A 15,914-nucleotide genomic window follows, 5' to 3' on the forward strand; every position below is an offset into this window, starting at 1 on the left:
GCACCGTTGAGGGCAAGTCGGGTTGTGCGCGAGGGCAGATAGTGCGCAATACCGTGCAAAGGAAGGTAACCGTAGAAGTTTTTTGATGATGGGGGAGTTCCCCCATCGCCCCCTTCTTGGGCTAGCGCCCCTGGGCTGCGACTTGCTCGGACAACGCGGGGCCAGCAGCGAAGAAGTTTTTGATGATGGGGGAGCCCCCATCGCCCCTCTCTTGGGCTAACGCCCCTGGGCTGCAGGTTGCTCGGACAACGCGGGGCCAGCAGTGAAAAAGTTTTTGATGATTGGGGGAGTCCCCATCGCCCCCCTCTTTGGCTAGCGCCCCTGGGCTGCGGTCTGTCTGTCGATCATCGAAAAATTTCCTCCACCGGTTAGCAACGAGTTGGGAGAGACTGTGGCGGCCATAAGGGCGCTAGCCCAAGAAAAGGGGGGATGGGGGTATCCCCCATAAATAAAAATTCTCCACTCCAACAGCTGCCGATTTCCTAGGCGACTGCGACGGTCGCATCAGCGTTGACAGGCTGCAAGGCTGCGACGGCGGCTTCCAATCGATGCAGCAGGTTCGCGTCGGGAGCGATCAAAGGTGCGCGGACCGCGCCGTCGAAACCGTGCAGGCGACCGAGCAGGGCCTTGACGGGGCCCGGGTTGGGTTCAGCGTAAAGCAGGCGGATGACCGGCGCCAAGGCGTGGAACACCGCACGCGCATCGTCCAGGCGCGCGGACTGTACGGCTTCGTATAGCGCCACGTACAGATCCGGCCGCACATGCGCCGACGCCGCGATGACGCCCCGTCCGCCCAGGCACAGGGTGGTCAAGGCCTGCAGGTCCTCACCTGCCAACACCGCCAGCCGCCCGTCCGCAATCAAAGCAATGGTCTTGTCCAGCGATCCGCCGCAATCCTTGATGGCGGCGATGTTGGGATGTCCCGCCAGCTGCAGCAGCGTCGCCAGCTCCAGCGTGGCGCCGGTGCGATAGGGAATGTCGTACATGACCAGTGGCGCCGGCGCGGTGTCGGCCAAGGCCGTGAACCAATCCAGCAAGCCTGCCTGGCTGGGCCGGATGTAGTACGGCGCCGTCGCCAGCAGGCCCGCAATCGGCCGCGTGCCCCACTCGCGGGCGCGCGCCTGCACTTGCCGCAAGTTGTTGCCCGCGATGCCCATGACCACCGGCGTGGCGCCGGCTTCGGCCAGGATGGTGTCCAGCACTTCTCCCTGCTCGGCCACGTCCATGGCGGCTGCCTCGGCCGTGGTGCCGCAGGCCACCAGGCCGTGCACGCCGGCACGGCGGTAATGGCGCACCAGGCGGCGCAGCGCGGGATGGTCGACTTGCTGGCCGGCGAAGGGCGTGATCAATGGCACCCAGATGCCATGGAAAGGGGCACGCCGGCGGCCGTGCAGGGCGGCGTGGAGAGAATCCTGCACTGGACTTTGCAACGGGTCTCGCGAAGAGACTGGCTGAGGATCCTGCGCGGGGTAATGCGGGCGAGCGTTGAACATGGCGATAACTTCCTGTGCGAAGACCGATGAAAGTCCGCAAGAAGCGCCACGGGGGGGATTTGGATTGCTGCCCTGTCGCCACCGCCATGCTGCTGGCCGCTGGCTGTTCCGTCGCTCTTCTGACGGAACAGCAGCTCCGGTCAGACGAGCGGCTGTTTTTTGGATTTTTTCAGGCTGACCAGGCGTGCGTCACCCCTGCCGGAGGCAGAGAGAACGTTGGCGAGGAAAGCATGAAAGGGCATATAGGGAAGAATGTGCGGCGAACCGCAGGTCTGTCTTGCGCGGATCCCGCGCATTGCGCCCGGATATTCACGGATTGGCGATGCGCTGGTTGCAATAAACCGCACCCCACGGTCGCCGACTCGTGTCCGGTATCCGACGACGCTGCAGCCGGATTGCCGACGATATTACCCAGCGGCCTTGAGGCTGTCCAGATAGACCTTGCACAGCGCCTCCATGCCGACGCGGTCGGTCTCGTCGAAGCGGCTGGGGATGGGGCTGTCGACATCCCAGACACCGATCAAACGATCGCCCACCACCAGGGGCACGACGATTTCCGAGCGGGATGCCGCGTCGCAGGCGATGTGGCCGGGGAAGGCATGCACGTCCGCCACCACTTGGGTCTGGCGCTGGCTGGCAGCCGCACCGCAGACACCGCGGTCCAGCGTGATGCGCACGCAAGCCGGATTGCCGTGGAAAGGCCCCAGCACCAGCTCCTGGCCGTCGAAGAAATAGAAGCCGGCCCAGTTCAGGTCCGGCAGCGTGCGGTAGACCAGCGCCGCCAGGTTGGCGGCATTGGCGATGCGGTCGTGCTCGCCGTCCAGCAGCGCGCGGGCTTGCGCGGTGACTTCGGCGTACAGGCCGGCTTTATCTTGGGTGGACGGCGTGGCGATGGTGAACATGAGATATGGCCAGGATGTGGCGATTGCGAGACAACTCCGGCCGGGCAACGACCCCTACCGGTCCATGAAACCGCAACTTTACGCCAGTCCCGGGCCGTATCCATAAACGGGGCCGGTTCCCAGGGCACCGGATGCCCGCCCCGCCCTCCTTCCCCCGAGCGTTTTTTTGTAAAAGTGGGACAATGCTCCTTCGCCGCCCATGGGGGCGGCCGGTTGAATGCACCGTATTGCTTTTGTTCTTTGAGCCTAAGACCGATCCATGGACAAGCCTTTCGAACCTGAATGTTCCTTTTCTGAACGCGCCACCCAACTGACCAGCTCCGCCATCCGCGAGATTCTCAAGGTAACCGAGCGCCCGGACATTATTTCCTTCGCGGGCGGCCTGCCGGCCCCGAGCGGATTTCCGGTAGACGTCGTACGGGCAGCCTTCGACAAGGTACTGGTTTCGAACGGCCGCGCGGCCCTGCAATACGGCCCCACCGAAGGCTACGCCCCCCTGCGTTCCTGGGTCGCCAACGACCTGAACAGCAAGGGCGCCAACGTGGCGCCGGAAAACATCCTCATCGTCTCCGGCTCGCAACAGGCCCTGGACCTGCTGGGCAAGGTGCTGATCGACAAGGACAGCAAGGTGCTGGTCGAGACCCCCAGCTACCTGGGTGCGCTGCAGTCGTTCAGCCTGTACCAGCCGCGTTTCGTGTCGGTGGACTCGGACGAAGGCGGCCTGGTGCCGCAAGCCCTGACCGAAGAAAACACCAAGGGCGCCCGCTTCCTGTACGCCCTGCCCAACTTCCAGAACCCCACCGGCCGCACGCTCAGCCGCCAGCGTCGCCAGGACCTGATCGCACGCGCCGCCGCCCTGGGCCTGCCCGTGGTCGAGGACGATCCCTACGGCGAATTGCGCTATGCCGGCGAACCCGAACCCAGCCTGCTGGCCCTGGGCGGCGAAGCCAACGCCCTGGTGATCCGCATGGGTTCCTTCTCCAAGGTGCTGGCCCCCGGCCTGCGCCTGGGCTATATCGCCGCCCCGCGCAAGCTGATCGACAAGCTGGTGCAAGCCAAGCAAGCCACCGATCTGCACACCGCCACGCTGACGCAGATGGCCGTGTATGAAATCGTCAAGGACGGCTTCCTGGACTCCCATCTGCCGACCGTGCGCGAGCTGTATCGCCAGCAATGCAACTACATGCTGGATGCGCTGCAGAAGGAATTCCCGTCGTCGGCCACCTGGACGCGTCCGGAAGGCGGCATGTTCATCTGGGTCACGCTGCCCGAAGGCATCGACACCCAGGTATTGCTGCAACAGGCCATCGAAGAGAAGGTCGCCTTCGTTCCCGGCGAACCGTTCTACGCCAACGCGCCGGCGCCGCGCAACACGCTGCGCCTGTCCTTCGTCACCGTGCCGGAAGACAAGATCCGCACCGGCGTGGCGACGCTGGGCCGCCTGATCAAGGCCCAGCTCGCGTGACGATGGCGCAGCAATCATCCAGCCCCATCGATCTGAACGACATCGTTTTCGATGACTGGGTGGCGCGCTGGCTGCCGCGTTCATGGGGTCCCTATGCGCGGCTATGCCGGCTGGACCGGCCTATCGGTACCTGGCTGACCCTGCTGCCGGCGCTGGCCGCGCTGGGGCAGGCAGCGGCCGGTTGGCCGGACCTGCTGCGCCTGGTGGTGTTCTCGCTGGGCGCGCTGCTGATGCGCGGCATCGGCTGCACGCTGAACGATATCTTCGATCGCGACATCGACAAGCATGTCGAACGCACGCGCTATCGGCCCTTGACCAGCGGGCAGCTGACGCTGCGCAAGGCGCTCTGGTTCCTGCTGGCGCAGCTGGCGGTGTGCGCGTCCCTGCTGTTTTTCATCAATCCCATGAGCCGCTGGCTGGCGGTGGCCTTGCTGCCCATCGTGGTCATCTACCCGTTGTGCAAGCGCTTCACCTACTGGCCGCAAGCCGTGCTGGGCGTATGCTTCAACTGGGGCATGCTGATGGCCTGGTCGGACACGCGCGGCATGGTGCCCTGGGGCGCCATCGCGGTGTACGTCGGCACCATCGCGTGGCAGATCGGCTACGACACGATCTATGCGTACATCGACGTGCGCGACGATCGCCGCCTGGGGCTGCACTCCACCGCCTTGCGCTTCGGCGATGCCGGCAAGACGTGGGTGGGTGCGTTCTACGTGGCCACCATGGTGTTGTGGACGCTGGGCGGTTGGGGCGTCGGCATGGGTTGGCCGTATTACGTCGGCATGGGCCTGATCGCGATCCATCTGATCTGGCAACTGCTGCGCTTCGACATCCGCCGTCCCGAACTGGGCCTGGGCCTGTTCCGTGCCAACCTGTGGGTGGGCGTGATGCTGGTCGCCGCATCGGTAGCGGGCGGTCTGGCTGCATAGGTCTGGTCATCTGACGCAGAATGATGCGCGCCACGCTGTGACAAGCGTGGCGCGCTTTTTCTTGGTCGTGGCGATGCTGAACTTAACGCAGCCGGCGGATCTGTGGCGGTTTCCAGGTTCCTTCCACGGCCGCGTCCTGCGGCCAATACAGGCGCATGACCAATGAGAAGTGCCCGCTTTGCGGCGCCGGCAGCCAGTTGCGCGTGCGCTCGGCCAGCGGTTGCTCGTACTGCAGGTAGATCGTCGCCGTCCCATCCTCCTCGACATTGATCTTGTCGCGCATCCGCACGGCATGGCGATTGCCCAGGTTGTCGAGCAACTCGTCGCGATCGTTGTACAGCGTGATCGACCAGGAACTCTGCACCGGCGGCAACTGCTTCCTCTCGAAGCGGATCTCGTAGCGGAACGTGCCGTCCAGCAAACGGCCATCAGTATCGGTATCGGCACGCACCTGGACCATGTCGTCGCTCAGCGGTGCCACCCAGGGCGCGGGACTGTAACCCGGCCGCATCGAACGCGCCCGCAAGGCGTAATCCGTGCCGTAGCTGCCGCGCCGCTTCAGCGGCATGATCAGGCCAACATTGCCCGCGCGCGGCTCCGGCGGGGAACGCACCTGCGCCTGGCCTGCCTGCACGCCCTGCTCGATGGCGGTCTGCAAGACGGCGGGCAGGCGCTTGAATTCGAAACGGCTGCCGGGCTCGATGCCGATCCTGCGCAGGCGCTGCAGGATCGGCGTGTCGTTGTCGTGCGGCGCATAGCGGCCAGCCAATTCGGCAAAGGTGGCGAAATAGTCCTCGGGGCTCATGCCGGCCACCTGTTCGTCAGGCGGGCGGCGCAGCAGCGCCACGTCATACTTCCCCGGCTGTGGGGTAGCGCCCTTCTTGCGCCAATTCGAGAACGGCATCGCGTTGAGACCGGCCTGGAAAGCCTGGGCAGCCGCCAGATCGCCAGCCCCATCCAGGGCGATACGCACCTGCAGCCAGCCGCTGGACGTGGGCGCGCGCAGCAGTTCGACGCCGCGCGGCAACTTGCCGCGCCAGTCCGGTGCGACGATCGCATAGCAACGGACGCCTTCGCCCGCGCCCGTAGTCCTGGTGCCGGGGGCAGCGAATACATCGGACCACATATCGGCCACCGTCATCATGAAGTAGCGCCCCTTCGCGTTGGGCACGTCGATGACGAGCGGCTCGCGCGCCACGTCGAACCACATCGAGGACCACAGCACGTCGATATCCGGCGTGGGGCCGATGTCATGCAGCAGCGGATCGGGCAGGCGGGCCATGTGCGTGAAACGATTGAGCGGCGCACCGGTACCCAGACGCATGTCGGGATCGACGACATTGGTCTGGATGCGGCGAGCGATCTCCATCACCATCAAGGGATAGGCATAGAGATAGCCATCGGCGGCGATGCTGCGGGCCTCCTGCGGGCTTACGTCAGCAGGGGCTTGCGCAAGGGAGCCGCCCGCGAGCCCACCCGCCAGGAAGAAACATGCCAGTCGTCGGGAAATGCGGCGCCAGATCATGCGGTTCACCTTGTCCGCGCACCGGCACGGCTAAGGAAAATTTTAGCGACGGCGCCTCGCTGTCCGACCTGGATGAAGGGTTGAGATAGGGTGGAGAAAAGCATGAAAAACGGCGGAGGCGGCGCAATCCTTTTGGATTTCTACGTCCCGTCGAATTGCTACCCGTCCGCCACGTGACCTGTCTGCCCCTACCCTTGTACCCGGCCTGCGCTGTTGCTCGACCTTTCCATATGCCCCCCGCGGGCAATGCCGCAATGCACCAAACTTGTGCGTATAAGCACTAGAATGAAGCTCTTCGGCGCGCCACCGCGCCGACGGCCGCCAGAAGCTGGCGACCGAGTCACCTGGAAGAAGGTTTGCCTATGTACCCCACCGCAGCCAGCGGCACGGCGACTCCCGCCGACCGCAAACCCATCACCCTCGCCCAATTGCAGGCCATGCACAAGCAGGGCGAGAAGCTCGCCATGCTCACCTGCTACGACGCCAGCTTCGCGGCGCTACTGGACCAGTGCGGTGTGGACATCCTGCTGATCGGCGACTCGCTGGGCAACGTGGTGCAGGGCCAGGCATCCACGCTGCCGGTGACGCTGGAACACATGATCTATCACACGCAATGCGTGGCGCGCGGCAACCGCAGCGCGTGGGTGCTGGCGGACCTGCCCTGGAACAGCTACCAGGAATCGCCCGCGCAGGCTTATGCCAGCTCGGCGGCCTTGATGGCGGCCGGCGCGCAGATGATCAAGATCGAAGGCCTGGACCAGCGTTCGTCGTGGTTCACCGACACCATCGCCTTCCTGGCCGAACGCGGCGTTCCGGTGTGCGCCCACATGGGCCTGACACCGCAGTTCGTGCATGCGCTGGGCGGCTATCGCGTGCAGGGCAAGGATGACGCCAGTGCGTCGCACCTGAAGCAACAGGCACGCGCCGCGCGCGACGCAGGCGCCACCATGCTGCTTTATGAAATGGTGCCTGCCACGCTGGCGGCCGAGATCACCGCCGAGGTGGGCATACCCACCATCGGTATCGGTGCGGGTGCGGGGTGCTCCGGCCAAGTGCTGGTACTGCACGACATGCTGAACGTCTTCCCCGGCCGCAAGGCGCGCTTCGTGCGCAACTTCATGGAAGGCGCCGACAGCATCCAGTCCGCCGTGACCGCCTATGTGCGGGCGGTCAAGGACGGCAGCTTCCCGGCGCCCGAGCACACGTATTGATCGTTACGAGGCCAATGCTCCGCGCGATCGCCGGAGCATGATTGCCATAGCGCTGACAGATCGAGCCGGAGCACACCTTCTGGTGATGCTTTCGATCAACGTTCCATCACGCGATTCCAGCGGGCGTTGAACGCCGCGCGGGTCGCGTTGATGGCGTCCCAATCCAGCACCTTGGCATTGGCCATGTACTCCTGGAATTGCTTGAGCACCGCCACGTTGTCGCCGGTACCCGTGACGTTGCGGTTGGACGGGAAGTGGCCGCCGTATTCCAGCGCCGCTTCCTGCGCCTCCTTGGACAGCAGGTAGGCGGCCAGTTTCTGCGACAGCTCCGGCTCCGAATTCTTGGCGACCACGCATTCACCCACCACCAGGATCACCGAGCCTTCCTTGGGCTGCGCGTACTCCACCGGGATGCCGCGTTTCTTCAAGCGTGCGATGGCCGTCGGCGTCAGCGGGAAGATGGCGGCCTCGTCGGACTGGATCATCTCCGCCAGCTTGGCCGAGTTCGTGATGTATTCCAGGACGTTGGGACCGATGGACGAACTCCACTTGGCGAAACCCGGCTCGACGTTCTGGTCATTACCGCCCAGGATGCGATTGAACATCAGGAAAGCATGCAGGCCGAAGGTGCTGCTGGCGGCGGATTGGAACACCACCTTGCCCTTGTACTTGGCATCGGCCAGGTCCATCCACGAAGTGGGCGGCGCCCAGCCCTTGTCCTTGAAGATGTGGGTGTTGTAGCCCAGGCCCGTCATGCCGGTATCGATGCCGGCGGCCATGCCGTCCTTCATGACGGCGGCGGGATACAGCTGCTGCAGCACGGCGCTGTCCTGGATCTTCTCGCACAAGCCCATGGAGATGGCGCGCGACATCACGCCGTCGTCCAGGAACATGACGTGCATCTGCGGCTTGTCCTTGAACGCCTGTGCCTTGGCCAGCACTTCGGTCGACGTGCCGGGCACGACGACGATCTTGACGTTGTTGGCCTTCTCGAACGCCGGGAAGACATTCTGGGTGAAGGCCCGCTCCATATCGCCGCCATTCATGCCGACGTAGAGGGTCTTCTGTTCCGCCATGGCGGTGGCCGACAAGGCGGTCATGGCCAGGAAGCCGGCCAGCAAGCTGGCGAGCAGCCCTTTGCGCATTGACGGGACGGACGGGACCGCCCCGGCGGCCGGGCGGATGGATTTCTGCGCCGGGGCGGTGCCCGGCTTGCGCACCTTGCGGCCGCGATGGGTATCGATGGTCATGATGCCTCCAGCGTTTGCTCACGTAACGGATGACCTGGACAAGCGGCCTCATGAGCGGCAGCCGCGTATCGATCGATGCGGAATGCATCGAGGGGTATTTCGGTATGGCCGTCGACCACCAGCTGCGACAGCACTTCGCCTATCGCCGGGCCGACCTGGAAGCCGGCACCGGACAGGCCGAATGCGTGGAACAGGCCCGGCGTCGTACGGCTGGGCCCCAGCACCGGATTGTGGTCGGGCATGCTGCCTTCCACGCCGGTCCAGAAACGGATCACCTGTGCGCCGCGCAGCGGCCTGAGCAAGGCGGCGGCGTTGGACAACAAGGCCGGGATGTCGCGCTGGCCGGGGCGTGCGTAGTCGGTGCCCACCGACAGGCCACGGCCGCCGCCGATGACGCAATTGCCGCGCGTTACCTGGCGCGCGTAGATGCCGCCGCCCTGTATGCCCAGGCTTACTGCCATGAAGGGCGGCAGGGGCTCGGTCACCATCATCAGGGGATGGATCGAGGTTTCCGGCACCGCTTCGCCGAAGGACTCGGCGAAAGCACCGGCCCAGGCGCCCGCGCAATTCAGCAGGAAGGATGCGCGCACTTCCAGCGTGGTGCCGGCGCGCACGATGAACTGCCGGCCATCGTGGACGGCGCTGGTGACCGATGTGGATTCGCGCACCACGGCGCCGGCGGCCTGCGCGGCGCGGGCGAAGGCCGGCGAGACCAGGCGCGGGTTGGCGTGGCCGTCTTCCGGGCAGAATGAGCCGCCTGTCACTTCTTCGCCCAGCCAGGGATAGTCGCGCTGCAGATCCGCACGGTTCAGCATGCGCAGGTGCATGCCGTAGCCGCGCGTGGCCTGGCGATAGGTTTCCAGCGCGGCCATGTCGGCTTCGGTTCGGGCCAGCTTCAAATGGCCGGACCGCAGGTATTCGCCATCGGTGTCGATGAGGGTGGGCAGTTGGCCCCACAGTTCATGGGCGCGGCGGGTCAGCGGCATCTGCTCGATGGGGCGGCCCTGGCGGCGCACGCCGCCGTAGTTCACGCCGCTGGCCTTGGCACCGCAAGCGGCCGCCTCCAGCAGCGTGACGGGCACGCCGCGGCGGCGCAGGAACAGGGCCGCACTGCCGCCAACGATGCCGCCGCCGATGATGGCGACTTCGGTGTCTATGCGTTCCATCAGCGGTGGACCTCCACAGACTCCGTTGCGGCAGGGACAACGGCCCGGGCGGCGTCGTGCGCCGCGGTATCAGCAGCGGATGCCACTACCGCTACTGCAGGCACGGCAGACGGGGCGAGCGTTGTGGACGCGATAGGCGTCGCGGGTGCGGCGGGCGTTGACGACGTCGCAGCGGCCGCGGTTCCGGGGGTGGCCATCATCACTATGTGGATGGGGATGGGTTTGACCGGTGGCTGCGGACGCAGGCGGCCGACCTGGTCGGGGCCGACGCCGCAGGCATGCGCCAGCACTTCGGCCGCGGCGGCGCCGCACATGCGGCCCTGGCAGCGGCCCATGCCGACGCGCGTGAGCGCTTTCAAGCGATTCAATTCCTGCGTCCCCTGGCCTGCGACGGACGCGCGCAGCGTACCGGCGGAGATTTCTTCGCAGCGGCAGACCATGACGTCATCCTCGATGCCGGCAGCCCAGTCATCCGGGAAGGGGAAGGCGCGCTCCAATGCGTCACGGATGCGCTGCCAGCGCAGCAGCTTGCCATCCAGACTACGGACATGCCGAGGGTCGACCTGCCGGCCCATGTCCTGCAGCAGGGCCAGCGCGGCCCGCTCGCCCGATAGCTCGGCGGCGTCCGCACCGGCAATGCCGGCACCGTCGCCCGCCAGATATACGCCCGCCACCGATGAGCGACCTGCCGCATCGTGGGTAGGCAGCCATGCGCGATCGCGCGCGTTGAAGGCATAGCGGCAGCCCGCCAGGCTGGCCAACTGGGTTTCCGAACGCAAGCCCAGGCCAAAGCCCAGCGCGTCGCACGCAACGGTCATGGTCTGCGTGCCGGCCTGGAATTCAACGGCTTCGACACGGGTATCGCCCACAACGCGCAAAGGCCGAACACCTTCATGCAGCGTCACGCCGTGGCGGCGCAGCCAGGCCATGTAGTACAGCCCCTTGGCCAGCAGCACGGGCGCACGCAGCAGGCCCGGCAAGGCCACGAGACGATCCTTGAAGCGGGCCGTATCCAGCACCGCCGCGACATGCGCGCCGGCCTTGGCGTATTGATACGCCACCAGGTAAAGCAAGGGACCCGTACCCATGAACACGACCCGGCTGCCGATGGCACAGCCTTGGTACTTCAACGCAACCTGCGCGCCGCCAAGTGTGTAGACGCCTGGCGTCAGCCAACCGGGCATGGGCAGGACGCGGTCCGTCGCGCCCGTGGCGATGATCAGGTGGCGATACGGCACCTGCCGGCTGCTGCCGTCACGCATGACGTCCAGCACGCCGTCCGCCAGGTTCCACACCAGCGAGCCAGGTTCGTAATCGATGCTCGGCGCCAGCTGCGCCATCAGGCGATGCAGGCGGGTCGCCTTGCGATGTTCGAAGCCGTACAGCGTCGCAGGCGTGCGCGTATAGCCTGGCGCGGCGGGCGGCTGCCGATAGATCTGGCCGCCGGCACGCAGGCTCTCGTCCAGCACGATCGGCCGCAGGCCGGCCGCGACCAATGCCTGCGCGGCGCGGATACCGGCCGGGCCGGCACCGATGATGACGGGTTGGAGATCTTGCACAGTGGGGCGGGACGGGGCCGTCGATGTGCCCAGCGTAGCCGGCGCGCCAGGCGCGGCCGTCGTCACTCCAAAATTTGGCGCGACGAAACCGTTCACAGTCGCTCCTCCGGATCGCTTGCGGACGGCGGCGCAGGCTGTGGCTGCAACTCAAGCGCAGCCGCCGCGGCAGGCTGCCATGCCTCCGGCCATTGCGACAGCAGTCTCATCCCCGGTTCGATGAACGTCGTACAGGCCCGCAAGCGGCCACCGTCTTCCAGCTGCATCCAGCAATCCTGGCACGCGCCCATCATGCAGAAACCCGCGCGCGGGCCGCCGCCGAATTCGGAACGGCGCACGCGGTCGATGTGCGTGAGCACCGCCGTCAACACGGTATCGCCCATCAGGGCCTGGGCCGGCGCGCCATCCAGCGTGAACGCGACCGGCGCGCGCGCCGTTTCAGTCAGGCGTTTGAGTATCGGCATCCTATTTCTGTCCCACCAGCACGCGATCCAGGCCATAGACGCGGTCCAGCAACAGCATGGTCAACGCGGTCAATGCGATCACCAGCGCCGACACCGCGGCCATCATCGGATCGATCGATTCGGTGGCGTACATATACATGCGTACCGGCAGCGTGATCGTGGTCGGCGACGTGATGAACACCGACATGGTCAATTCGTCGAAGCTGTTGATGAAGGCAAGCAGCCACCCGCCCGATACACCAGGAATGATCAAGGGCAGCGTCATGCGCCAGAAGACCGTCGCGCGGCTGGCATTCAGCGACAGGGCCGCATGCTCGATGGAACGGTCGAAGCCGACCAGCGCGCCGATCACCAGGCGCAACACATAAGGCGTGACGATGACGGTATGGCTGACCACCAGCCAAGCAAAGCTGCCGGTCTGCCCGATCAACGCGAAGAAACGCAGCAACGCCACCCCCAGCACCAGATGCGGAATCATCAGCGGCGACAGGAACAAGCCGTTCAACAGGTCGCGTCCAGGAAAGCGATAGCGCGTGATCGCGATGGCAGCCGGCACGGCCAGGCACACCGAGAACGTTGCCGACAGCGTCGCCAACCACAAGCTGTTGCGAAAGGACTGCATGAAGTCCGCATGCTCGAACACCGCATGGAACCAGCGCAAGGAAAATTCGGTAGTGGGTATGGTCAGCGTGGATGCCGGCGTAAAAGCCACCAGGCACACCACCACCAGCGGCGCCAGGACGAAAGCCACCACCAGGAAGTTGAACGCCAGCGCGAAGGGACCGTTTTTTTGCATGGTCAGGTATCCAGTCAGCCCAGGCTGCGCCGGTAGGAACGTTCGATGACGCGGTTATAGGCCATCATGATGATCACATTTGCCACCAGCAGCAGAATAGCGATGGCCGCGCCCAGCGGCCAATTCAATTCGGTCAGGAATTCGTCGTAGACGATGGTGGCGACCATCTTCAGGCGACGCCCGCCCAGCAGCGCCGGAATGGCGAAGGAACTGGCGCTCAAGCCGAACACGATCAGGCTGCCCGACAGGATGCCCGGCGCGGTCTGCGGCAGCACCACGCGCAGCAAGGTCTGCAAGCGCGACGCATTGAGAGAATAAGCCGCCTGCTCCACGGCGGGATCCAGCTTCTGCAGCGACGTCCACACCGGGATCACCATGAAAGGCAACATCACGTGCACCAGGCCGATGATGATGGCGGTGGGGGTGTACAACAGCGAGCCCAGGCCCAAGGCCTGCGCGGCCTTGCCCAGGGGACCGGCCGGCCCCAGCAGCATGCTCCAGCCGAAGGCCCGCACCACCAGCGAGACCAGCAGCGGCGACAGCACCACCAGCAGGAAGATGGAGCGCCACGGCTTGCGCATGCGCGACAAGATGTAGGCCTCGGGCGCGCCGACCAGCACGCAGATCAAGGTGGTCACACCGGCGATCCAGAACGTACGCCAGAAGATGCCCAGGAAATACGGATCGCTGAACACCATGGCGTAATGCGCCAGGGTATGGCCCGGCAGCACGCCCTTGTTGTAGTCGAAGGGGCTGAACGACAGCACCACGGTCAGACCCAGTGGCGTGATCACCAGCGTCAGGAACAGCAGCGACAGTGGAATGGAGCCCAGGATCGCCGGCAAGCCTTCCAGCCGCGGCGGCGGACCGCTACGCAGGATCGGCGCCGCCGGCGGCGGTGTGGAAGAAGTCCCCGCGGCCATCTCAAGCCTCCTGCGGGACGGAAGGAACCGACAGCACGGACGACGCGCCGGCCGCGCCAGGCGCAACGGGCAGCACCCGCACCACGCCGGCGGCCCAGTCCAGGCCCACCCGCGCGCCGTTCTCGTGCGGCGCGCTGCCGTCATTGGGCGTGAGCACCGTCAGCGTGCCCACCGGCGTATCCATCTCGTACATCCACTGGCTACCCAGGAAATAGCGGCCGGCCACCGAAGCGTCCAGCTTGCCCTGGCCCGGCTGCACCGGCACCAGCTTTTCCGGCCGCAGCGATACCTGGACGGCATCGCCCGCGCGCAAACCGGCGCCTTCGACCGCCAGCGCCAAGGCGCCGCAGCTGACCTCGGCTTCGACGCCGACGCGGGTCACCGCGCCGCGCAGCAGGTTGGACTTGCCGACGAAGTTGGAAATGAATTCGCTGCGGGGATGTTCGTACATCCGATAGGGTTGATCCACCTGGGTCGCGCGGCCGTCCTGCATGACGACGATGCGGTCGCTGATCGACAGCGCCTCGGACTGGTCGTGCGTCACCATGATGGTGGTGGTGCCGGTCTTGCGCTGGATGCTGCGCAGCTCGTACTGCATGTCTTCGCGCAGCTTGGCGTCCAGATTGGACAAGGGCTCGTCCAGCAGCAACACCGGCGGCCGGATCACCAGGGCTCGCGCCAGCGCCACGCGCTGGCGTTGGCCGCCGGACAACTCGCGCGGATAGCGGTCGCCGTGCTTGTCCAGCTTGACCAGGGCCAGCGCCTCGGCCACGCGTTCGGCACGTTCAGTCTTGTCCACCTTGCGCATCAACAGGCCGAAGTCGACGTTGTCGCGCACGGTCATGTGCGGGAACAAGGCATAGCTCTGGAACACGATGCCCAGGCCGCGGCTGTTGGGCTTGGCATACGTGATGTCGCGCCCATCCAGGATCACGCGCCCGCGGGTGACATCGGCAAAGCCCGCGATCATCTGCAGGGTAGTGGTCTTGCCGCAACCCGACGGTCCCAGCAGGGACACGAATTCCCCCTGCTCGACGCTGAGGTCGAGATCACGCACGACCTGCAGGTCGCCGTAGCTCTTGGAGATTTTTTCCAGCTGGAGAAATGACATGGAACGCCTTGCTGCCCCCTTGAGCCCGAGAGGACCGTTCAGGGAAAACGGGGAGAAGATGCGGCCCAGTCTAGGATTCGGTGCGAAAGACGGTCAATTAGGGTTTTCCGGGTACGTGAATTTTTCTCCAAGATATTCTGAGTAGTAGAATTTCCGCAGATTTAAACGGCAGCTAATTTTCACTATCGGAATTCATAACATGGCGAAAGAAGAGAAGGGCGACAGCGACAGTGCCGGGCAGGGCGTACTTCAACGTGCCTTTTCCGTGCTGCGCGTGCTTGCCGACGCCAAGGGCGAAAAGCTGCGCCTGACCGATATCGCGGCCCGCGCCAGCCAGGCGCCCGCCACCACGCATCGCGTGCTGCAGGCCTTGATGCAGGAAGACATGGTGGAGCAGCCGGCCAACAGCAAGGCCTATCAATTGAGCGTGGCTTTCTATGCCTTGGCCGCAACGTCGGGCCGCTTCCGTTCCAATCTGCGCGAGGTGTATCGCCCTTCCCTGCTGCGCCTGTGCGGCATGCTCAACGACACTGTCTTCATCCTGGTGCGGCACGGCTTCGACGCCATCTGCCTGGATCGCATCGATGGTCCTTTCCCGGTGCGCTCGCATAGCGGCGACATCGGCGGCCGCGTGCCGCTGGGCCTGGGCCAGGCCGGCCTGATCCTGCTGGCATGCCTGCCAGCCGAGGAACGCGAAGAGGTCATGCGCTTCAACATTCCGCGCCTGCATCACCTGGGTTTCATCGATGAGATATCCATGCGCGTGCGAATCAAGGAATGCCTGGACAACGACTACGTCTTCAGCAGCGGCCCAGGCCTGTTCCCGGGCATCGCCGGGCTGGCCGTGCCTGTCAAAGACCGCAACGGGGAAACGGTTGCGGCGCTCAGCGTGGCCGCGCCGTCGGAACGCATGAGCCCGGAGCGCTTGCCGCTCATCGTCGAGATGCTGCACCGGGAAGCGCGGGCCATGGGCGCGCAGATCAATCCCTTCGATCCCGCCCTGCGCCGGCCCAGCCAATTCCTGGGCACCGGCAACCGCGAATGAGCCGTCCCGGTCGAATGGGAAATTTCGCACGGCGAATCATCGTGAATCGCGTCGCTGCAATTGTGCGGCCGCAGCACA

Annotated in this window: 14 protein-coding genes; 4 read left to right on the forward strand and 10 right to left on the reverse strand. The window is 65.4% G+C overall.

Annotated elements, in window-relative coordinates; all coding sequences use genetic code 11:
- Positions 1–482: 482 nt before the first annotated feature.
- Positions 483–1,418: a 4-hydroxy-tetrahydrodipicolinate synthase gene (gene dapA, locus CEY05_RS16140; RefSeq protein ID WP_233161539.1), complete on the reverse strand. Its 936-nt coding sequence runs from the start codon at positions 1,416–1,418 to the stop codon at positions 483–485.
- A 482-nt stretch (positions 1,419–1,900) separates the two neighbouring features.
- A complete protein-coding gene (locus CEY05_RS16145; protein ID WP_088599375.1) occupies positions 1,901–2,395 on the reverse strand; it encodes a GAF domain-containing protein in 495 nt (164 codons plus the stop codon).
- A 259-nt stretch (positions 2,396–2,654) separates the two neighbouring features.
- On the opposite strand from CEY05_RS16145, the gene CEY05_RS16150 reads away from it, so the two are divergent.
- Complete coding sequence (locus CEY05_RS16150; RefSeq protein ID WP_088599376.1) at positions 2,655–3,860, forward strand: PLP-dependent aminotransferase family protein; 1,206 nt, start codon at positions 2,655–2,657, stop codon at positions 3,858–3,860.
- 2 nt (positions 3,861–3,862) lie between these two features.
- The gene (gene ubiA / locus CEY05_RS16155; protein WP_088599377.1) at positions 3,863–4,789 is read left to right on the forward strand and encodes a 4-hydroxybenzoate octaprenyltransferase; all 927 of its coding nucleotides are present in this window, start codon (positions 3,863–3,865) and stop codon (positions 4,787–4,789) included.
- Positions 4,790–4,871: 82 nt separating this feature from the next.
- Here ubiA and CEY05_RS16160 read toward each other — a convergent pair whose 3' ends face one another.
- Positions 4,872–6,314: a DUF1254 domain-containing protein gene (locus CEY05_RS16160; RefSeq protein WP_088599378.1), complete on the reverse strand. Its 1,443-nt coding sequence runs from the start codon at positions 6,312–6,314 to the stop codon at positions 4,872–4,874.
- A 362-nt stretch (positions 6,315–6,676) separates the two neighbouring features.
- Between CEY05_RS16160 and panB the strand changes: the two genes are divergently transcribed.
- Positions 6,677–7,525, forward strand: coding sequence for a 3-methyl-2-oxobutanoate hydroxymethyltransferase (panB, locus tag CEY05_RS16165; protein WP_088599379.1), 849 nt, complete (start codon positions 6,677–6,679; stop codon positions 7,523–7,525).
- A 95-nt stretch (positions 7,526–7,620) separates the two neighbouring features.
- Here panB and CEY05_RS16170 read toward each other — a convergent pair whose 3' ends face one another.
- The 7 genes from CEY05_RS16170 to CEY05_RS16200 all read right to left on the reverse strand — a co-directional run bounded on the left by CEY05_RS16170 (position 7,621) and on the right by CEY05_RS16200 (position 14,791).
- Positions 7,621–8,670 (reverse strand): ABC transporter substrate-binding protein, encoded by a 1,050-nt coding sequence (locus CEY05_RS16170; RefSeq protein WP_088599468.1) that lies wholly within the window; start codon positions 8,668–8,670, stop codon positions 7,621–7,623.
- A 101-nt stretch (positions 8,671–8,771) separates the two neighbouring features.
- Positions 8,772–9,944, reverse strand: coding sequence for an FAD-binding oxidoreductase (locus tag CEY05_RS16175; protein ID WP_088599380.1), 1,173 nt, complete (start codon positions 9,942–9,944; stop codon positions 8,772–8,774).
- Positions 9,941–11,500, reverse strand: a complete 1,560-nt coding sequence (locus tag CEY05_RS16180; protein ID WP_088599469.1) for an NAD(P)/FAD-dependent oxidoreductase — start codon at positions 11,498–11,500, stop codon at positions 9,941–9,943. Before CEY05_RS16180 ends, CEY05_RS16175 begins: the two co-directional genes overlap by 4 nt.
- 92 nt (positions 11,501–11,592) lie before the next feature.
- A complete protein-coding gene (locus tag CEY05_RS16185) occupies positions 11,593–11,961 on the reverse strand; it encodes a (2Fe-2S)-binding protein (RefSeq protein WP_088599381.1) in 369 nt (122 codons plus the stop codon).
- A 1-nt stretch (position 11,962) separates the two neighbouring features.
- Positions 11,963–12,757 (reverse strand): ABC transporter permease, encoded by a 795-nt coding sequence (locus CEY05_RS16190; RefSeq protein WP_088599382.1) that lies wholly within the window; start codon positions 12,755–12,757, stop codon positions 11,963–11,965.
- Between the two features lie 14 nt (positions 12,758–12,771).
- Positions 12,772–13,680 carry an ABC transporter permease gene (locus CEY05_RS16195; RefSeq protein WP_088599383.1) on the reverse strand — a complete coding sequence of 303 codons (909 nt, stop codon included), beginning with the start codon at positions 13,678–13,680 and terminating at the stop codon, positions 12,772–12,774.
- A gap of 1 nt (position 13,681) precedes the next feature.
- The gene (locus CEY05_RS16200) at positions 13,682–14,791 is read right to left on the reverse strand and encodes an ABC transporter ATP-binding protein (protein WP_088599384.1); all 1,110 of its coding nucleotides are present in this window, start codon (positions 14,789–14,791) and stop codon (positions 13,682–13,684) included.
- 199 nt (positions 14,792–14,990) lie between these two features.
- On the opposite strand from CEY05_RS16200, the gene CEY05_RS16205 reads away from it, so the two are divergent.
- Positions 14,991–15,836 carry an IclR family transcriptional regulator gene (locus CEY05_RS16205; RefSeq protein WP_088599385.1) on the forward strand — a complete coding sequence of 282 codons (846 nt, stop codon included), beginning with the start codon at positions 14,991–14,993 and terminating at the stop codon, positions 15,834–15,836.
- The last annotated feature ends 78 nt before the right edge of the window (positions 15,837–15,914 follow it).

It is taken from the genome of Achromobacter sp. HZ34, assembly GCF_002209485.1.
Lineage (GTDB): Bacteria > Pseudomonadota > Gammaproteobacteria > Burkholderiales > Burkholderiaceae_B > Bordetella_C.